Below are 18988 nucleotides of genomic sequence, written 5' to 3'. Positions count from 1 at the left end.
GCAGACCGCCCCGCCTCTCCCTCACGGGCGGCGGATGATGGGAGGGCCGCCCGTCGGTTTCGCCCCTCAGCGCCAGCAGGCTGCCGGCACCGCCTTGCGCACCAGGGTGGCAAAGTCCTCCACCGTGCAGCGGTCGCCGCCGCAGGCGGGCAGGGGCAGATCAACCTTACCCGCCGGGTGGCCCGGCGTCAGGGCGGCGGCTTGCCGCAGATCCTCCAGGGTCTGGTAGTACAGCACCACCCGGACATAGCGCTTGCCCGTGGCGGTGTCGCGGCTCACCTCGAACGCCAGGGTGGTGTCGGGGGCGGTCTTGTCCGGCTGGTCGGGCAAGGTCCAGTCCAGACCCAGCAGGCCGGCCACGTTGGACAGGTTGGTGTCATGCCCCAGGATGGAGACGAGCTTGGCTCCCGCCGGCACCGGTGCCAAGGGTGCCGGCGCCGCCCCGCCCGTCACCCCGGCCACGATCTGGCGGGCCAGCAGCGCGCCGTTGTGACTGGCGATGTAGGGGGTGCGGCGGGTCAGGTCGGCCTGGTAGTCGTGCACCGGCAGGATGGCGGCCAGGGCCTGCGGCGTGCCGGCGCGGCCCCAGCCCACCTGCTCGGCGGGCATGCCCTGCACATATTCCAGGAAGACGCTTTCGGCCAGCATGGCGCCCCGCGCCAGGGGCCCGTCCACCTTCACCTCTCCGCCCTTGTCCACCACCTTGGCGGGGCCGGTGGCGAAGCAGGCGCCGGGGGTGGCGTTGGCCGCGCAGGCCTTGGGCGCCACCACCTTCACCAGGGCCGCCAGGGCCGGGGCGACGCTGGCCGGCACGGTGGCGATGTCGCCGCCGTTGGCCGCGACCACCGCCTTGGTGGCCTCATCCGCGTCCATGGGGCAGGCGCCGCCCGACGCGGCGTCGAACAGCACGTCGGGGCTGTCCGGCGCCAGGCCATGGGGCTTCAGTCCGCAGCCGGGGGCCAGCCCCTCCGCCAGGGCCTGGGCGCTGGCGCGGGTGCGCTGGTCGCCGCTGTCGCCCCAGACGAAGATACTGTCACCCGCTGGGCCGCCGGCTGGGCCGCCCCCTGGGCCGCCCCCTGGGCCGCCCCCTGGGCAGCGACCGGGGCCCAGCAAGCCGCGCTGGCGGTACTGGGCGCCCAGGTACAGGCCCAGCTGGCGGATGGCGTCGGCGCCGTGGGGGGTCAGGATGCCCCGGTCCACGGGCCACGCCGGCCAGTCCTGGTCCGACAGGCGGCGCAGTTCCGCCAGGCCCTTGGTCGGGCTGCGCACGCCGTGGCGGGTTAGCATGACCACCCGTTCCAGGACCTCATGAGAGGCCGGGGGGGCGGTATCGGCCCAGGCGGGGCCGGCCACCAGGCCGGCCGCCAGGACCACCGGCATAAGCCGCCGGACGGCGGCGCCCGGCGCTTGAGGGAACACGCGGAAACCCTTACCCATCACCACCCCGTCACCGACAGGTTGAAGAACACGCTGCGTCCCGGCGTGGTCCAGTACAGCGCGTCGCCGGTGGCCGACTGGGTGCCGGCGAAGCCGTTGATGCGGTGGGTGTCGAACAGGTTGCCGATCTTCAGGCTGGGGGTGACGTCCACCAGGTGATAGCCCAGGTCCTTCAGCCGCCAGCCCACAGAGACGTCGGCGGTGAATACCGGGTGGATGCGATAGGCATTGGCGAAGTCGGGCAGGCCGGTCTTGGCGTCGGTGGTGTTGTCCTGGCCGTAGAACGGGCCCACCACCTTGCCGATGGCGGAGAAGTAGAGGCCCTCGGGGCTGTCGTACATGACGCCGGTGGTGGCCATCCATTGCGGCGTGTCCGCCACCCAGACGTAATTGTCCTTGTACTGGGCGTGGTTCAGGCTGGCGTTGGCGTACAGCGACAGGGCGTCCGTCAGGGCGTACTGCGCCTCCATCTCCAGGCCCTTGTAGATGGCGCCGGATCCGTTGACGAAGGTGCTTTCCGTCGTGCCCGGCACCTGGCTGGTGGAGATGTAGTTGCTGAAGTCGATATAATAGGCGTCGGCGCCCACCATCCAGCGGCCATGCTGCACGGCGGTACCGACCTGGTAGTTCATGGTCTCTTCCGGCTTGATCGAGGCGATCTTGGCGACCTGGAAGACGTCGATGGGCGGCGCCAGGAAGCCCTTGGCCACCTGGGCGTAGGCGGTCCACCCTTCCTGGATGGTGTAGTGGGCGGCGATGGAGGGCTGGGCCTCGGTATAGGTTTCGCTGTAGTTCAGCGGCGCCGGCGGCTTGGTCTTGTTATACAGGGCGTCGACATCGCGGGTGAAGCTGGTGACCTTCACGCCCGGGATCAGGGTCAGGTCCGGCGTGACCTTCCAGTCAAACTCGGCATAGGGCTGCCAGGTGGTGTTCAGGTCGCGGTACTTGTAGGTGTAGGGCGTGCCGTACTTGCCCGTAACCAGGATGTTCTGGGTCCAGTCATAGGATTCGGAATGGCGGTGGTCCAGCTGGCGGTCGTACCAGACGCCGGCCTTGATGTCGCCGAAGGACAGGCTGTCGGTCAGGCGGAAGGTGTCGCCGAAGGTGCGGTAGTTGGCGTTGGCCTCCTTGCCCGGGATGTCGTTGGCATAGGTGGCCACCTTCTTGCCCGCGGCGTTGTACACGGTGACGCCCACATCCTTGGGGTTGCTGTCGCTGGCGTCCGACGATTCCTTGTAATGATGGCCGAAGCCGTTGGTGTAGGCGGTGTTGTCCAGCTTGATGCTGTCCGTCAGTTCCGACTGCACCCGGATGTAGTCGAAGTCCGAGGTGTAGCGGCTGGGCTGGTACTTGTAATAGGACTGGGCCTTGGGGTTGTCGCCCAGGCCCCAATTGTCGCCGTACTTGGCCAGGTCGGCCAGGGTAACGCCCTGGGTGGTGTACTCGAACGAATGGTTCTTGCTGGCCACCAGCGTCACCGTCGTGCGCTCCCCGATGTCCAGCACATCCTTGAAGAAATAGTTGGTGCGCTGTTCCTCCGCCCCGGTCAGGTAGCCGTCGGAGGTGGTGCGCTGCACGTCGAAGAACATGCGGCCCAGCACGGTGCGGCCGGTGTCGATCTCCCCGCCGATGCCCTTGGTGTTCCAGCTGCCATAGGTGCCGTAGGCGGTGACGCCCGGATCTTCCGACGGGGTCTTGGACAGGAAGCCCAGGGTGCCGCCGAAGGTGGCCTTGCCGATGGTTGAGGCCGTGCCGGGGCCGCGGTCCACCTCCGCCTGGCCCATGTCGTGCGCCACGAACAGGGCGGAGCTGGTGTGGTGCAGGTCGGTGGCGTCGCCGAAGGGGATGCCGTCGAAGGTGATGTTGAACTGGCTGTCCTGGAAGCCGCGCAGGCTCAGCGTCTCCGCCTTGCCCAGGCCGGGGCCGTTGGGGCTCTGGGCATAGACGCTGGGCTGGAACTTCACCATGTCGTCGAAGCTGGACAGCGGGACGATGTTGTCGCGCAGGAAGCCCTCCGGAACGATGGAGGTGGGCTCCGTCGCCTCCAGCGGCACGTTGGAGGGCGAGACGCGCATGACCTTGGCCACCACGTCGATCTCGGTCATGGGCGCGTCGGCGTCGGCCGCGCCAGACGGGGCGGGCGCCTCGGCCGCGCGGGCCGGCGGGGCGAGGGCGGCCAGCGCCATGGCCACGGCGGCGGCGCCCATCATCAGTGTGGCCCTGCTCGGGCGGGTCTCCGGCTTCGTCGTCATCATCGTCCCCCTTCGTTCATCGCGGCACCTTGGACGGCGCTTTGCAAAATCGCGTGCCGCGCTGGTACAGTCGGGACGGGATGCGGATCTTGACGGCAGCCTGACGGAAATTTCAGGTATCGCCGATCACGGCGGCGGCATAAGGCCTTAGGTGGCGCCCGTTTTCTTGTGAATTTCATTTGACCAATACATGACGGGATGATGACGGGCCGCCTTGCCTTGACCGCGCTGGACCGCGATGCCGGGGAACTGATTCAGGAACTGGCGGCGCTGGGGTGGGAGGCCACCCAGGACGGCGTGCCCGATGTCCGCCTGCTGATCGCAGCCGATGCCGGGGCGCTGCCGCGTCATCTCATGGAAGAGTGGCCCACCCTGTGCCTGGCCACTGTGGGGGCGGAGGCCGAGTCCGTCCTGCTGCGGGCCGGCGCGCACATGGTGCTGCCTTTGGATACGGCGGCGATGACGGTGGCGGCGGCCCTGTCGGCGCTGGCCCGGCTGGCGGCGCCCGGCGACCGCCCCTTTCGGGTGGGCGACGTCGCCCTGCACGTCGACCGGCGGTTGGCCTGGTGCCGGGGGCGGCCGCTGGCCCTGGCGCCCCTGGATTTCGACCTGTTGCTGCTGCTGGCCGAACGGGCCGGGCAGGTGGTGCCGGCGGCGGAACTGCGGGCCCGGCTGTGGCCCGATGCGACCGACAGCGCCGGCCGCCTGACGGCGCACATCCACAGCCTGCGCCGCGCCCTGGGGCCGGCCGCGCCGCTGCACACCTGCGGCCACCGGGGCTATATGCTGGGGACGCCGGGCCGGGAACGGTAGGCTGGATCGTTAGGTAGTATACCGGATATCGGCGCTGGCGGCCGCCGCCTAGGGTACCCGGCATGGTTCCACCAGGCGGGTGATTCCCATGCGCGCCCTTATCATCGGCAAGGCCACGCCCGGCGTCGCGCGGCTGTCGCGGCTGTTGCGGGAACGCGGCTGGCAGGTCGACACCCTGGCTGCCCTGCCGCTGGCGCCCCGTACGACCGACGTCGTGGTGCTGCCCGATGACACCCGTCACTTGCGAGAGCGCCTGAGCCGCGCACGGCGGATTTTCGCCGGCGCCCTGGTGGTGACGCTGGCGGCGGAGCGGGCGGACCGCGCCGGCGCCCTGGCGCAGGGCGCCGATGACCAGGTGGACGCCGCCCTGCCCGGCGACCTGGTGGTGGACCGCCTGCTGTCCCTGCTGCGCCTGAAGCGCCAGGGGCCGCGCCTGGCCTATGCCCTGGATGACCTGACCGTGGATGTGCGCCAGCGCCGCGTGCGCCGCGCCGGCCGCGACATCCTGCTGTCTTCGCGCGAGTTCCAGCTGCTGGTCCTGCTGCTGCAGGCGGAGGGGGCGGTGGTGCCGCGTAGCGCTATCCTCGACCGGCTGTGGGCCGGCGACCTGGACGTGGCCGACAATGCCGTGGATGCCCTGGCCTCCCGCTTGCGCCGCCGGCTGGACGGGCCGGGCCAGCCCCGCCTGCTGCACACCCTGCGCGGCGTTGGCTACTGCCTGCTGTCCGCCGTGATGGAGACCCGGGCCGCCGCCTGATGCCGCCGCCGTCCCCTATGTCGGGGGCCGTCATGTCGCGGCCATGCTCAAGTGGATCAGGGCGGGTACGTTGTCGCAGCCCGTCTTTTCCATGACCCGCGCGCGATGGTTTTCCACCGTGCGGGCGCTGATGCCCAGCTTCCAGGCGATGACCTTATTGGGGTGGCCGGCCACCAGCAGGTCCATGACCTCGCGCTCACGGGTGCTCAAGGTCTCCAGCCGGCTTTGCGCCGCCTGGAATTCCGCCTGGTGGCGCAGGGTGTGGCCGGAGCGCGCCATGGCCGTCTCCACCGCCCGCACCAGGGCGTCGATGGCGAAGGGCTTCTCGATGAAATCCACCGCCCCGGCCTTCAGGGCCGTCACCGCTTTGGGCACGTCACCCTGGCCGGTCAGGATGATCATGGGCAGGGGACAGGCGCGCCGCGCCAGCTCCGCCTGCAACTCCAGGCCCGTCATGCCCGGCATGTTGATGTCGGCGATGACGCAGCCGGGCACGCCGTCGGCGCCCGCTTCCAGGAAATCGGTGGCCGAAGGGTATGTGGCCACAGGGTAGCCTTCGGCCTGGAACAGGGCGCTCAACGCGTCGCGCACCGCCTCGTCATCATCGACGATGGCCAGGGTCAGCTCAGGCTGCGGCATCGGGTACCTCCTGGGCGGGCACTTCCGGGGCGGGCACTTCCGGGGCGGGCGGTGCCAAAGGTCGGGAGGCCAAAGGCAGGGAAAACGAGAAAGCGGCACCGCCCAGGGTGCCGGTGCCGGCCCGCAGGCGGCCGCCATGGGCCTCGACGATGCCGCGGCTGATGCTGAGGCCCAGGCCCATGCCCGTGGGCCGGGTGGTGGTGAAGGGCGCGAACAGGCGGCCCGCCACTTCCTCCGCGATGCCGGGGCCGGTGTCGGCCACGCGGATGTCGGCATGGGTCCCGTCTTCCGCCGCCCGCATCTCGATCAGAATGCGGCGGTCGGCGGTGGCGCCATCGGCCAGGGCGTCCAGGGCGTTGCGCACCAGGTTGATCAGTACCTGTTCCACCTGCACCCGGTCGATGGACAACGCCAGGCCGTCCTCGACCGCCAGGTCCAGGCGGGCGCCGGCGTTGGCCACCTCATCCGCCAGCAGGCGGGCGACGCCGGCCACCAGGTCGCCGGCCGGTACCGGGGCGCTGTCCACCTGGCCGGTGCGGTAGAATTCGCGCAGGTGGCGGATGATGGCGCCGGCCCGCTCCGCCTGGGCGGCGGCCTTGCCCATCAGTTCCAGCGCCTTGGACTGGCTTTCGGATTCCAGGATGCGGCGACAGGCGCCGGTGTAGCTGACGATGGCCGACAGGGGCTGGTTCAACTCGTGCGCCAGGGCGGCCGCCAGTTCCTCCGTCAGGTGGCTGCGGCTGGCCTGCTCGGCGGCGGCGCGGTGTTGGCCCAGGGCGGCGGCGGCGCGCTTGCGGGCGGAGATGTCGCGGATGGTCAGCACGCCCATGACGCCGCCCGTTTCCTCGACCATGGCCAGGGACGATTCCACCGGCAGGGGGTGGCCATCGGCGGCGACCAGCCATTCCTCGCCGCCCTCGCGGCGCAGCAGGTCGGCCAGGGGGCGGCCGCGCAGGATATCGGGCGTCCGGCCCGTCAGGTCGGCGACCAGGCGGTTGACCTCCTCCACCCGGCCGTCGGCGTCCAGGATGACGATGCCATCGGGCGCCAGCTCGATCAGGGTCTTCAGTCGCGCCTCGCCCTTGGCGGCGGCGGCGCGCACCCGCTCGCGTTCCGAGATGACGGCGCCCAGCAGCAGGCCGGTCATGGCCAGCGACAGCATCAGGATTTGCAGCTTCAGCGCCTGATACGGCTGGATGTCGCAAACGGCGATGCCCAGGCTCAGGGCGGCCTCCAGCCCGGCCAGGGCCAGCACGGCGCCGGGCAGGCCGCTGCCGGCCGCCACCCAGACCAGGGGGATGAACACGGGGTAGAACCGCGACCCCACCACCCGGGGAAAGATCACCGCCACCGACAGGCAGATGCCGGCGACCTGGCCCAGGGTCTGGGCCCGCAGCAGGCGGGCCGGGTGCAGGGGATGCGCCAGGCGCGGCGCCATCAGGGCCAGGGTAGCGGTCACGGTGACGCCGGCCACGTCGCCCACCCAATGCTGCAGGGCCACGGTCAGCGGGTCGGCGGTCATGGCGCGCCCGTCCCAGCCGGTCAGCGTCCATCCCGCCAGGGGCCAGCCCGGCAAGACCCGGGCCAGGGCCAGCAGCAGCAGGCTCTGCCCCAGCGCCCCCGCCATGGTCAGGCCGGCCAGGCGCATGACGCCGTCCACATCCTCCAGCACGAAACCCTCGCCGTCGCGGCGCAGGCGGCGGGCCAGCAGCAGGGCGGGCAGGGTGAAGACCAGCGGCTCGGCCAGGGTGGGGATGGCCATGCTGGCGGCCAGGGGGTGGCTGGCCGGCACCAGGACGGCGCGCAGGGCCAGGCCGGCGGCGGCGGCGGCCATCAGCAGCGGCAGGCGCCGGGGGCCCCAGACCATGACCAGGGCCAGGCCGATGCCGGCGCGCACGTTCCACGGCGCCCAGCCGGGCACGGCCGAGACCAGCAAAGGGTCCAGCAGGCCGGCCAGCGGGTACAACGCCAGCAAGGCCCACGGCCAACGGGAATTTGAAGTCGACAGCAAAAGGCCCCATCACGGACAGGATGAAGGCGGTTCCTTCATCTGCCTGTGATAGGGCCCTTGCGTTACGGTCTTGTGACGGCGCGTCTTTTCGGGGCGCCGTCTTCGACGCTGCCTTTACCGGGAAGCCGTCTTCGACGGCGGGGCCCACTTGGCCAGCCAGTCGACCACGGCCTGCGGGTCCATATGGCGGGCGTCGGTCAGGTCGAAGCTGGCGTCGCCGTTCACCAGGGTGCCATCGGCCTCCACCACCAGCACGGTGGGCACGCCCTTGAACTTCGGCACGCCAAAGCGCGCGGGCACGTCCATGTTCTTGGTGTAGCGGCCCACGTCCACCGTCACCATCACGTAGTTCTTGTCCAGGAAGCTGTGGACCTGTGGCAGTTCCACCAGACCGGCCAGCACGCGGCAGTCGCCACACCAGTTGCCGCCGAAGTCCAGCAGCACGCGCTTGTGCTCCTTCTTCGCCTTGGCCAGGGCGGCGTCCACCTGGGCGTTCACGGCGGCGTTGTCGATGGCCTCGTCATAGGGATAGGGCAGGGGCTGCTTCAGTTCCACATTGCCCACCTGCGGGGCGGCGACCTGGGCGGTGGCCGCGGCGGGGGCCAACAAGGGCAGGGCCAGCAGGGCGGTGACGCCCAGGGCGGAGAGGGTGGTGCGGACGGTCATCGCAGGCTCCTGGGCTACAAGGGGACAGTCGCACTTTTCCAAGCGCGAATTCAGGTCATTATGCCTGATATGGGCACCAGGGAAAGCCCCGCCAGGGACCTATTCCCACCGCCGGCCGCATGACCGCCCGGCATTTGACGAATAATGGGCGATTGGTTCGGGTGAATTACCACAATGACCAATGTAGATAACAAGATCATGGACCGTGCGGACCTGAACCGCGCCCTCCTGGCCCGTCAGATGCTGTTGTCGCGCCATGCGGCCGGCGTGGTCGCGGCGGTGGAGGCGACGGCGGGACTGCAGGCGCAGGAACCCCGCCCGCCCTTCGTCGGCCTGTGGTCCCGCCTGCTGGGCTTCCAGCGCGATGACCTCCTCGCCGCCCTGCGCGAACGCCACGTGGTTCGCGCCACCCTGTTGCGTGGGACTCAGCACCTGGTGAGCGCCGCCGACTACGCCGCCTGGCGCGGCCTGATGCAGCCGATGCTGACGGCCGCCTTCTTCGGCCTGGGCGACCGTACCCGCCATATCGACCCGCTGCCCATCGCCGCCGTGGCCCGGCCCTTCATGTCCCTGCCGCGCACCTTCACCGACCTGCGCGCCCACCTGGCCCAGGCCTTCCCCGATGAGGCGGACGACCGGGCCATGGGGCACGCGGTGCGCTGCCACCTGCCGCTGGTGACGGCGCCGGATGACGGCCCCTGGGGCGTCGCCAACGATCCGCTGTACGTGGCGGCGGAGGAATGGCTGGAGCGGCCGGTGGATTTGCAGGGCGACCTGCAGGGGCTGGTGCGCCGCTACCTTGCCGCCTTCGGGCCCGCCACCGCCGCCGACATGCAGGCCTGGTGCGGGCTGAGGGGGCTGAAGCCGGTGCTGGACTCCATGGCGGCGGAACTGGTGGTGCTGCGCGATGAGAAGGGCAAGGCGCTGTGGGACCTGCCCGACGCCCCCCGCCCGCCGCCGGAGACGCCGGCGCCCGTGCGCTACGTGCCCGCTTTCGACAACCTCATCCTGGCCCATGCCGATCGCACGCGCATCGTGGATGAGGCTTGGCGCCCGCGCATCGTGTCCAAGAACCTGCAGGTCGCGGCCACCTTCCTGGTGGACGGCTTTGTCGCCGGCATCTGGAAGACGGCGCGCAAGGCCAAGCTGGCCACCCTGACCCTGGAGCCCTTCACCCCCCTGGCGCCGATGGATGAGGCGGCGCTGCGCGAGGAGGGCGGGGCGCTGCTGCGCTTCCTGGAACCCGACGCGCCGGGCCTTGAGATCACGGTGGCGGGGTGAAGGGGGTCCCCCCATCTTCCTAGTCCCATGGTCCGTGTTGCGCCGCGATCCAGGGGGGCGGACCCTGGCACCCATGGATTTCACCTTCGCCATCGCCGAGCTGGCGGGCGCCGTCGCCCTGTTGTTATGGGGCGTGCACATGGTGCAGACGGGCGTGCAGCGCGCCTTCGGCGCCCGGTTGCGCGCGGTCTTGGGGCGGGCGCTCTCCAACCGTGCCCGCGCCTTCCTGGTGGGCATGGGGGTGACGGCCCTGCTGCAGAGCAGCACCGCCACCGGCCTGATGGTTTCCGGTTTCGTGGCTGGCGGGCTGGTGGATCTGGTGCCGGCCCTGGCCGTCATGCTGGGCGCCAACGTCGGCACCACCCTGATCGTGCAGGCGCTGTCCTTCAACGTCGCGTCCATCGCCCCGGTGCTGATCCTGGTGGGCTTCCTGCTGTTCCGCCGGGGCGCCAGCCCGTCGCGGGACATGGGCCGCGCCTTCATCGGCCTGGGCCTGATGCTCATGGCCCTGCACCAGTTGCTGGCCATCATCGCGCCTTATGAGGACGCGCCCAGCCTGCGCATGATCCTGGGGGCCATCGCCACCGAGCCGGTGGTGGACGTCATCCTGGCGGCGGCGCTGACCTGGGCCGCCCATTCCAGCGTGGCGGTGGTGCTCCTGACCATGTCGCTGGCGGCGCAGGGGGCCGTGCCGCCGCATGCGGCCTTCGCCCTGGTGCTGGGCGCCAACCTGGGCACGGCCATCAATCCGGTGCTGGAGGGGGCCGCCGGCGACGACCCCGCCGCCCGGCGCCTGCCCCTGGGCAACCTGTTGAACCGGGCGGCGGCGGTGCTGCTGGGCTTGGCGGCGCTCAACCGCATCGGGCCGTTGATGGTGGGGCTGGAACCGGACGTGACCCGGGCGGTGGCGGATTTCCATACCTTGTTCAATCTGGCGGTGGCGCTGCTGTGCTTCCCCCTGCTGCCGCTTTACGCCCGGCTGCTGGCCCGCCTGCTGCCGGCCCGGGTGGACGCGGCCGACCCGGGGCGCCCGCTCTACCTCGATCCATCCGCCCAGGGCACGCCGGTGGTGGCCCTGGGCAACGCCGCGCGTGAGGCGCTGCGCCTGGTGGACGTGCTGGAGGCCATGCTGCAAGGCCTGCGTGACGCCTTGGAGGAGGGCGACCGCCGCCGCATCGCCGAGACCAAGCGCTTGGACGACGTGCTGGATCGGCTGAACACTGCCATCAAGGCCTACCTTTCCGCCCTGGACACCGATGCCCTGTCGGATGCGGACCAGCGGCGCGTGTTGGAAATACTGACTTTCGCCCTGAACATGGAACACGCGGGCGACGTGGTGGACCGCAACCTGATGGGCCTGGCGCGCAAGCGGCTGAAACGCGGCCTGGTCTTCTCGGCGGAGGGGCAACGGGACCTGCTGGCCATGGTCGATAGCCTGGTCGTCAACCTGCGCACCGCCGGTTCGCTGTTCATGACCGGCGATGCCCGTGCCGCCCGCCTGCTGGCGGGGGAGAAGGAGGCGTTTCGCCGGCGGGAGAACGCGGCCACCACCGCCCACTTCGCCCGCCTCAGCGCGGGCCGGGTGGACAGCACGGAAACCAGCGCCCTGCACCTGGACCTGCTGCGCGACCTGAAACGGGTGAACACCCACCTGGTGGAGGCGGCGGCCTACCCCGTCCTGGAACGCTCCGGCGATCTGCTGCCCAGCCGGCTCAAGGGCCGCCAGCCAGCGGACGGCCGGGACGGGTAAGGGCATGGGGCCCACCCCATGCCGCCATGGCTCGCGACTACTCCTTATCCCACTCGCGGATCACCGCCAGCCACAGGGCCAGCGTCTCCGAATGCGGGCTGGTCAGGGGCAGGTTGTCGGTCTTGACCGAGGTCTGGACCATGACCAGCTTGGTCTTGGGGTCGACGAAGATGTACTGGCCCTCGGCGCCCAACAGCGCGAACAGCCGGCGGCCGTCGGGGCTGACCTTGGGGGGCAGCACCCAGACCTGATAGCCATAGCCGTAAAGGTGCGACGCCGTGCCCGGCGCCACCTGCGCGTCGGCCGGGTCCAGGGCGGTGGCGGCCAGCATCCAGTCCTTGGGGATCAGTTGCTTGCCCTCCCACGCGCCGTCGTGGGCCAGCAGGCGGCCCAGGCGGCCATAATCGCGCAGGGTGGCATTGAAGCCGGAACAGCCGATCTCCTGCCCGCTGGCGTCCACCTCCCACCGCGCCTCCGCCTCCGCCCCCATGGGCTGCCAGACCTTGGTGGCCAGGTAATCGGACAGGGACCGGCCGGTGGCGTGGCGCACCACCGTGGCCAACGCCTCGCTGTCACCGCAGGAATATTGGAAATGGCCGCCGGCGGGGGTGGCGCGGCGGTATTTGGCCAGCGCCGTTCCCTCGTCCACCCCGCCGTGGATGTCTTGGAACAGGCTGTGCGGCTCCGCATCCTCAAAGGCCACGCCGGACGACATCTGCAGCAGCGCCTTCAGCGGGGTCTGGCCATAGGCGCTGCCCTTCAGGGTGGGGACGTAGGCCTCGGCCGGGTCGGCGATACCCTTGACGCGGCCGTCGGCGATGGCGGCCCCCAGCAGCAGGCCGACCAGGGTCTTGGCCATGGATTGCGAGGTGAAGCGGTCCTTGTCCGTGCGGCCGTACTGATAACGCTCCACCAGGATGGTGTCGTCCTTCAGGATCAGCAGGCCGGTGGCCGGCACCCGCGCCATGTAATCGGCCAGGCCCAGCACCGGCCCGTCCTTCAGGTGCAGGATGTCGGGCACGTAGTGCAGTTCCGGCTCCGCCGCCGCCCGCCGGAAGGCCCAGGGCTTGGCCGCCGCCGGCAGGGTGTGGGTCTTCACCAGGCTGTCGTAATGGCTGAAGCCCCAGACCATGTGGGGCTTCTCATACCAGTTGTCCCAGGTGCCTGCGGGATAGCCTTCCGCCTGGCCATAGGCGGCGGCGTCGGGGCCGCCGGTCTCGAAGGTCTGGGCCTTTGCGGAAGGGGGCAGCAGTGACACCCACAGCGCGGCGAGGACCAATCCGGTACGGCGCATCACGCATCCCCTTCTTCAGATATCGGGTTGTTCGGCCCCGGATCGGCGTCGGCCAGCCTGTCCATGAGGCCGGCCGCCAGGCGCAGCAGCTCGCGCTCCGTCGGGGTCAGGGTGGTGATCATGGCGCGGGCCAGGGCGGTGCGCCGGCCGTGCACGTCGCCGAACAGGGCCCGGCGGCCGGTATCGGTGATTTCAATGCGCACCTGGCGGCGGTCCGCCGCGTCAGGCCGGCGGGCGATGTGGCCCTGTCCTTCCAGGTCGGCCAGCAGGCGGGTCAGCGACTGCGGCTGGATGCGCAAGTAGGCGGCCAGCGCCGTGGCCGTGGCCGGCCCCTCCCGGTGCAACTGGCCCAGCACGCCCAGCTTGGTCGTGCTCATACCCTCCGCCGGCCGGTCGGCCAGCAGGCGGCGGGACAGGGCGGTGGTGCTGCGGTGCAGCCGCCGCGCCGTCTCCAGCGCCGCCGTGAAGGTTTCATCGTGATCGCTCATATACCAAGATATGGCTTAGTATATTTCGGGAGTCAATGGGCGTTTTTGCCGCGATACGGACAATATAAAGAAGCCATATCTTATGAATTTTTCGCGACGCCCATTGCCTGCCAGCGCTGGCGCATGTCTTCCAGCCAGCGGCCGCGGAGCGCGGCGGGGCGGTCGGGATAGCGCTCATCCAGGAAGTCGGCGGCGGTCACCCGGTCGGTGCGGAAATGGCGGAAGTCCTGGCGCAGCTCGCACCACGCCACCAGCAGGCGCACGGTCTGGAAATAGGCGACGGTGACCGGCCAGACGACGCGGTCGCTGGGCCGGCCGAGTTCATCGGCGTAGCTCAGGCGAATTTTGCGGCCGGCATGGATCCATGTGCGGGTGCGGGCCATGTCCAAGCCATCCGGCGTGCGTTCCGGCCGCCGGGGCGGCATGCGCGTCGCCGGCTCCAGCACATAGGGGCGCAGGCTGTCGGGCACGGCGGCGGCGATCTTGGCGATCAGATCCTGGGCCGCCCGCACCAGGGCGGGGTCGGCCTGGGTGCTGACCCACTGGGCGCCCAGCACGGCGGCCTCGATCTCATCCGGGGTCAGCATCAAGGGCGGCAGGTCGTACCCCTCGTCCAGCACATAGCCGATGCCGGCCTCTCCCCGGATGGGTACCCGCTGGGCCATCAGGTCGGCGATGTCGCGATAGACGGTGCGCTTGGACGTCTCCAGCTCCGCCGCGATGGCGTCGGCGGTCAGGGGGCGTCGGGTGCGGCGCAGGATCTGGATGATCTGGAACAGGCGGTCGGCACGTCTCATGGCGGCATCCTGGGTATACGCTGCTGACAGCATGTTGGCAGCAGGATGGCAGTAGAACGGGGCCATCGACAAGCCACCACCCCCGCCACCACCCCCAAGGAAAACCGCCATGACCGCCACCCAGAGCAGCCCCGGCCAGCCCATCACCCTCTACACCGGCGGCGCCCTGTTCGGCCTGCCCGACGCCAGCCCCTTCTGCATCAAGGCGGAGGTGCAGCTCAAGATGGCCGGCGTGCCCTATGTGAAGGCCCAGGGCATGCCCGACCAGGGTCCCAAGGGGCAGATCCCGTATATCGAGGATGACGGCACCCGCCTGGGCGACAGCACCTTCATCCGCGCCCATATCGAAGCGACCTACGGCGTGGATCTGGACGCCGGCCTCACGCCCCGGCAGCGGGCCCTGTCCTGGACCATCGAGCGCCTGCTGGAAAACCAGCTGTACTGGACCGTGGTGTACAGCCGCTGGCTGATCCCCGAGAACTTCGCCAAGGGCCCCGCCCAATTCTTCAACCGCGTGCCGGAAGCGGTGCGGGAGCAAATGCGGCAGTCGGTGCTGGAACGGGTGACCAACAATGTGCGCGCCGCCGGCCCCGGGCGCCATTCGGATGCGGAGATCGCGGATCTCTGCGACCGCTCCCTGTCCGCCCTGTCCCTGCTGCTGGGCGACCAGCCTTATTTCATGGGGGACAAGGCCACGGCGGTGGATGCCACGGCGCTGGGCGTGCTGGCCAGCCTGCTGACGCCCTACTTCGATACGGAGGTGCGCCGCCGGGTGCTGAAGTATCCCAACCTGCTGGCCTACACCGACCGCCTGATGGCGCGGTTCTTCCCAGACTTCGCCTGGGTGCCGGCAGCCGCTTGACGGAACCTCCGCCGCCACGGCCGGTTAGGGTCCCTGCCTCCCCAACGGCAACGGAAGCAGGGCGCCCATGCTGATCCAGCCGATAGATTATTTTCTGGTCGCCTGGTTCGTTCTGGCGCTGGCGTCGGCCGTCTATGTCGGTATCGACCAGTATCGCCACAATCCGGAACCGCCGGTGATGAAGTGGGGCTTCATCCTTATCACCCTTTATCTGGGTCCCCTTGGTCTTCTGCTCTATGTGCTAGTCGATAAGGAACCCCGGCCGGGCGGGCATGAGGACTTCATCCGGCCCCTGTGGAAGCAGGGGGCCGGTTCCACCATCCACTGCGTGGCGGGGGACGCCACCGGCATCGTGCTGGCGGCGGCGGTGACGGCGGCGTTCGGCTTGCCCATGTGGCTGGACCTGATCGTGGAGTACCTGTCCGGCTTCGCCATGGGGCTGTTTATCTTCCAGTCGTTGTTCATGCGATCGGCCATGGGCGGCGGTTATTGGCAAAATGTGCGGGGCAGCTTCCTGCCGGAGTTCATCAGCATGAACTTCATGATGGCTGGCATGGCGCCGGTCATGTGCTTCCTGATGATGGGGCGTGACATGCGTGCCATGGAGCCGGCGGAGCTGTTGTTCTGGGGTACCATGGCGCTAGGCATCGGCGCGGGGTTCGCGGCGGCCTATCCCGCCAACGTCTGGATGGTGGCCCGGGAAATGAAGCATGGGCTGATGACCCAGCGGGAAGCACGGCAGCATCATCACGACATGAAATCCGACGCCACCAGCGCCCAGGTGGCCGCGTTGGGCGGCGTGTCCCTGCTGGCGTTGGCCACGGGCATGGTAGCGCCGGCCAACTGGTTGAACCTGGATGTCTCGGCGCGTGACGTGGGCGGGGCCATCATGCCTCCAGGCATGGTCATGGACCGCGACACGCCGGCGGACGCGATGCGCGACATGGCCGCCGTGGATCCACGGCGGGTGACGGCCGCCTTCAATATGGACGCCTTGGGGGACCGCGAGTTGCCTTACCGGCTGGAGGGCGGCGTCAAGGTCTTCGACCTGCGCGCGTCCGTCATCCGCTGGACGATTCTTCCCGGCGTCACGGTTGATGCTTATGCCTACAACGGCCAGATCCCGGGGCCGCGTATCCATATCCGCCAGGGCGACCGTGTGCGCATCAACGTCACCAACGCCTTGCCGGAATCCACCACCGTCCATTGGCATGGCTTGGTGGTTCCCAACGGCATGGATGGGCCGGCGTGGGTGACGCAGCCGCCCATCCCGCCCGGCGGACGGTTCAGCTACGAATTCATGGCCGCTCAGCACGGCACCTACTTTTATCACCCGCACGCCAACCCCGACCGCACGCAGGCCTTGGGGCTGTACGGCGCGTTGATCATCGATCCCGCCGACCCGAAGGATGAGGTGCCGGCCGACCATGACTACGTGATCCAGTTGCAGGAATGGCTGCGCCGCGACGGATTGACCTTCCCAGCCATGCCCATGGACGGCGGCCACCCCAACTATTTCACCATCAACGGCCGCGCCTATCCCGCGACGGAGACGGTGCGCATGAAGGTGGGTGAGACGCTAAAGGTGCGCTTCATCGGCACCAACACCGGCTTGGTCCACCCCATGCATATCCATGGCGGGCCTTTCCTGGTGGTGGCCCGCGATGGCCAAACCCTCCCCCCATCCGCCCGGTACGAAGCCGACACCGTGAACGTGGGGCCGGGGCAGCGCTATGATGTCATATGGACGGCACGCCTGCCTGGGAAGTGGCTAATTCATTGCCACATTCCCCACCACACCACCAACAACAACACCGAATCTCGGGGCGGAGGCGGGTTGATGGTGATGATCGACGTTCAGCCTTGAGGGCCGTCCTCCCGGAACACCAGTTCCAGAAGGATGGCGCCGCCGCCCGCGCCGGGGGGCGTGCGGCTTGGGGGCGTGCGGCTGGGGGGCGTGCGGATGAACAGCCGCCGTTCCCCCAGGTCCGGAAGGTCCATGGTGGAATAGGGGACGGCCAGGCCTTCCAGCTTGGCCCGCATGGCCCAGTAACGTTCCGATTGGCCGTCCATGCGGAAGGCCACGTGGTCCAGCATCTCCCCCGTCCGGTCCACCGCCGTTCCTGATCCAGGGATCAGGTGGACGATGGGGGCGCCCTCCGCGTACAGCCAGTACCCAGGGAAATCGAAGGGCGGGCGGTACCCGGGCTTCAGGTCCAGCACCGCCTCCAGAAAGCCGCGCGTGGCCTCCAGGTCGGCGGTGCGCAGGGTGGCGTGGTCCAGCCGCATGACCGCCCCCGCCTTTAGATCGTCTCGGTTTCGCGCACGGTGAGCGGGCTGCCGGCGGCGAAGCGGGCGATCTCATCCTTGCGCAGGAAGGCCACGCCGGGATGGCTCTTGGCGTAGGTCAGGAACTTGTCCCATACCCGTACCATCTGCGGCGTGCCGCTGATGCGGTCATGCGCGCTGATGGACATCATGCGGCGGCGGTGGCCCGCCTCCTCATACAGCTGGTCGAAGTCCAGGGTGACCTGCTCCAGGAACTGGGTGGGCGTGTAGTTGCGGCCCTCGATCAGCACGATGTCGTTGTTGCGCAGGGTGTAGGGCACGACCAGGAAGTCGCGGCCGGCCACCTGCTCGATGAAGGGCTCATCCCGGCTGACGTCGTCGATGTGGTAGAGGTAGCCCAGCTCCTGCAGCAGCGGCAGGGTGTGGGGCCCACGGCGCAACCAGTTGGCGTTGTAGCCCATGGGTGTCTGGCCCGTGACCTCCGCCACCATGGTGCGCGCCTCGGTCAGGAAGCGGCGTTCCTCCTCCCGGCTCATGGCGTATTCGCTGCTCCAGCGCGGGCCGTGGCCGGCGGCCTCATGGCCGCGCTTCACGATCTCGCGCGCCAGGTCCGGGTTCTTGCGCACCGCCTCGCCGATCATGTGCGAGGTGACCTTGACGCCGTGCTTGTCCCACAAATCCAGCATGCGCGGCACACCCTCGCGGTAGCCATAGGCGAACCAGGTGTTGGCGACGGGGTCGCTGGGCACGCTGTCGGGGAAGTCCACCTTGGGGAAGGGGCTGTCGGTGCCCTTCAGCGGCTGGCCACCCGCCTCGAACTGCATGGACACGCTGATGACCAGGCGGGTGTCGCCGGGCCAGAAGCCGGCTTCCTGGGATTTAGGGGGCGCCGCCTTCACGGCGGGGGCCGCGGAGAGGGACTCGGCGGCGCCGGCGGCGGACCCGCCTAGGGCCATGCCGGCGGCCAGCATGCCGGCGCCGGCATGGGTCAGGAAGCCGCGGCGGCTGGCGATGATATCCGCGCTCATGGCTGGTCGCTCCTCTTACTGGGCCACCACGCCCAATTGGCGCAGCAGGGTCAGGTTGTCCTCGATATGCCAGTTTTCGGCGATGCGGCCGTCCTGGACGCGGTAGAGGTCGGTGGCGATGAAGTCGACCGCCTGGCCCTTGCCCTGCACCGCGCCGAAGCGGCCGGTGAAATGGCCCTGGAAGCGGAAGTGCACCGTCACCCGGTCCCCGGCCACCACCAGCTGTTCGACGCTGGCCGTCAGGTCGGGGATGGCGGCCCGCACGAAGGCGGAGGCGGCCAGCGGCCCGGGCACGCCCTGGGCGCGGCCCGGCGGCAGGGTGCGGTCGGTGAAGTCCGGCGCCAGCGCGGCGTGGGCCAGGGCCTCATCGCCGGTGGACCAGAAGGTGGCGTAGCGGCGGGCCGCCAGGATTTCGGCATCGGCCTGCGCCTTGGGCAGGCCGGCGTCGATGGTCACCATGCTTGGGCTGAACCAGGGTGTCGGCGCCAGCCGCGAGGGCCAGGGGCGAGGCGGTCAACGCCAGGCCCAGGACGGTGCCGCGCATCACGGAAAGAGGCATCTCACGCTCCATCGACCGGGGTGAATTCGATGGGCAAACGGTAGCTTAAGGCCCCGCCCGCAAGA

18 protein-coding genes are annotated in these 18988 nt (G+C 69.6%); 7 read left to right on the top strand and 11 right to left on the bottom strand.

All coding sequences use genetic code 11. The features are described from left to right. Positions 1 to 66 precede the first annotated feature (66 nt). Both FBZ89_RS16170 and FBZ89_RS16165 read right to left on the bottom strand, forming a co-directional pair. On the bottom strand, positions 67 to 1437 hold the full coding sequence (locus FBZ89_RS16170) for a histidine-type phosphatase (RefSeq protein ID WP_145750969.1): 1371 nt from the start codon (positions 1435 to 1437) through the stop codon (positions 67 to 69). After that, positions 1437 to 3647 (bottom strand): TonB-dependent receptor, encoded by a 2211-nt coding sequence (locus FBZ89_RS16165; RefSeq protein WP_246172273.1) that lies wholly within the window; start codon positions 3645 to 3647, stop codon positions 1437 to 1439. Before FBZ89_RS16165 ends, FBZ89_RS16170 begins: the two co-directional genes overlap by 1 nt. Between FBZ89_RS16165 and FBZ89_RS16160 the strand changes: the two genes are divergently transcribed. From FBZ89_RS16160 to FBZ89_RS16150, 3 genes are all read left to right on the top strand, one after another. Next, positions 3622 to 3840 (top strand): hypothetical protein, encoded by a 219-nt coding sequence (locus FBZ89_RS16160; protein ID WP_145750968.1) that lies wholly within the window; start codon positions 3622 to 3624, stop codon positions 3838 to 3840. The genes FBZ89_RS16165 and FBZ89_RS16160 overlap by 26 nt on opposite strands. A gap of 50 nt (positions 3841 to 3890) precedes the next feature. Further along, on the top strand, positions 3891 to 4502 hold the full coding sequence (locus FBZ89_RS16155; RefSeq protein WP_186457395.1) for a winged helix-turn-helix domain-containing protein: 612 nt from the start codon (positions 3891 to 3893) through the stop codon (positions 4500 to 4502). Positions 4503 to 4590: 88 nt separating this feature from the next. Then, positions 4591 to 5259: a winged helix-turn-helix domain-containing protein gene (locus FBZ89_RS16150; protein ID WP_145750966.1), complete on the top strand. Its 669-nt coding sequence runs from the start codon at positions 4591 to 4593 to the stop codon at positions 5257 to 5259. A 30-nt stretch (positions 5260 to 5289) separates the two neighbouring features. Here the strand turns inward: FBZ89_RS16150 and FBZ89_RS16145 are convergent, their stop codons facing one another. From FBZ89_RS16145 to FBZ89_RS16135, 3 genes are all read right to left on the bottom strand, one after another. Then, positions 5290 to 5898 (bottom strand): response regulator transcription factor, encoded by a 609-nt coding sequence (locus tag FBZ89_RS16145; protein ID WP_145750965.1) that lies wholly within the window; start codon positions 5896 to 5898, stop codon positions 5290 to 5292. Beyond that, positions 5885 to 7873 (bottom strand): two-component system sensor histidine kinase NtrB, encoded by a 1989-nt coding sequence (locus FBZ89_RS16140; protein WP_145750964.1) that lies wholly within the window; start codon positions 7871 to 7873, stop codon positions 5885 to 5887. Before FBZ89_RS16140 ends, FBZ89_RS16145 begins: the two co-directional genes overlap by 14 nt. Before the next feature lie 150 nt (positions 7874 to 8023). Beyond that, positions 8024 to 8575, bottom strand: a complete 552-nt coding sequence (locus FBZ89_RS16135) for a thioredoxin family protein (RefSeq protein ID WP_145750963.1) — start codon at positions 8573 to 8575, stop codon at positions 8024 to 8026. A 174-nt stretch (positions 8576 to 8749) separates the two neighbouring features. Here FBZ89_RS16135 and FBZ89_RS16130 point away from each other — a divergent pair, with 174 nt between their 5' ends. Both FBZ89_RS16130 and FBZ89_RS31950 read left to right on the top strand, forming a co-directional pair. Next, positions 8750 to 9856: a winged helix DNA-binding domain-containing protein gene (locus FBZ89_RS16130; protein ID WP_211115258.1), complete on the top strand. Its 1107-nt coding sequence runs from the start codon at positions 8750 to 8752 to the stop codon at positions 9854 to 9856. Positions 9857 to 9929: 73 nt separating this feature from the next. After that, positions 9930 to 11606, top strand: coding sequence for a Na/Pi cotransporter family protein (locus tag FBZ89_RS31950; protein WP_145750962.1), 1677 nt, complete (start codon positions 9930 to 9932; stop codon positions 11604 to 11606). Between the two features lie 37 nt (positions 11607 to 11643). On the opposite strand, the gene FBZ89_RS16120 is transcribed toward FBZ89_RS31950, so the two are convergent. The 3 genes from FBZ89_RS16120 to FBZ89_RS16110 form a co-directional block, all read right to left on the bottom strand. Next, positions 11644 to 12900: a serine hydrolase domain-containing protein gene (locus tag FBZ89_RS16120; protein WP_145750961.1), complete on the bottom strand. Its 1257-nt coding sequence runs from the start codon at positions 12898 to 12900 to the stop codon at positions 11644 to 11646. Then, entirely contained in the window at positions 12900 to 13388 is a 489-nt protein-coding gene (locus FBZ89_RS16115; RefSeq protein ID WP_145750960.1) for a MarR family winged helix-turn-helix transcriptional regulator, read from the bottom strand. Before FBZ89_RS16115 ends, FBZ89_RS16120 begins: the two co-directional genes overlap by 1 nt. Before the next feature lie 80 nt (positions 13389 to 13468). Next, a complete protein-coding gene (locus FBZ89_RS16110) occupies positions 13469 to 14185 on the bottom strand; it encodes a helix-turn-helix transcriptional regulator (RefSeq protein ID WP_145750959.1) in 717 nt (238 codons plus the stop codon). Positions 14186 to 14294: 109 nt separating this feature from the next. On the opposite strand from FBZ89_RS16110, the gene FBZ89_RS16105 reads away from it, so the two are divergent. Next, positions 14295 to 15047: a glutathione S-transferase family protein gene (locus FBZ89_RS16105; RefSeq protein ID WP_145750958.1), complete on the top strand. Its 753-nt coding sequence runs from the start codon at positions 14295 to 14297 to the stop codon at positions 15045 to 15047. Between the two features lie 67 nt (positions 15048 to 15114). Next, positions 15115 to 16914, top strand: coding sequence for a multicopper oxidase domain-containing protein (locus FBZ89_RS16100; protein WP_145750957.1), 1800 nt, complete (start codon positions 15115 to 15117; stop codon positions 16912 to 16914). On the opposite strand, the gene FBZ89_RS16095 is transcribed toward FBZ89_RS16100, so the two are convergent. From FBZ89_RS16095 to FBZ89_RS16085, 3 genes are read right to left on the bottom strand one after another with little or no spacing between them, the layout of a single operon-like run. After that, a complete protein-coding gene (locus tag FBZ89_RS16095; RefSeq protein ID WP_145750956.1) occupies positions 16905 to 17336 on the bottom strand; it encodes a VOC family protein in 432 nt (143 codons plus the stop codon). The genes FBZ89_RS16100 and FBZ89_RS16095 overlap by 10 nt on opposite strands. 14 nt (positions 17337 to 17350) lie before the next feature. Further along, positions 17351 to 18364, bottom strand: a complete 1014-nt coding sequence (locus FBZ89_RS16090; protein WP_145750955.1) for a polysaccharide deacetylase family protein — start codon at positions 18362 to 18364, stop codon at positions 17351 to 17353. Positions 18365 to 18379: 15 nt separating this feature from the next. After that, entirely contained in the window at positions 18380 to 18823 is a 444-nt protein-coding gene (locus FBZ89_RS16085; protein WP_211115257.1) for an ester cyclase, read from the bottom strand. Positions 18824 to 18988: the final 165 nt, after the last annotated feature.

Source organism: Nitrospirillum amazonense, from assembly GCF_007828045.1.
GTDB lineage: Bacteria > Pseudomonadota > Alphaproteobacteria > Azospirillales > Azospirillaceae > Nitrospirillum > Nitrospirillum amazonense_C.
Note: the sequence above shows the minus strand (reverse complement) of the source record. Positions and strands in the feature narration are given on the sequence as shown.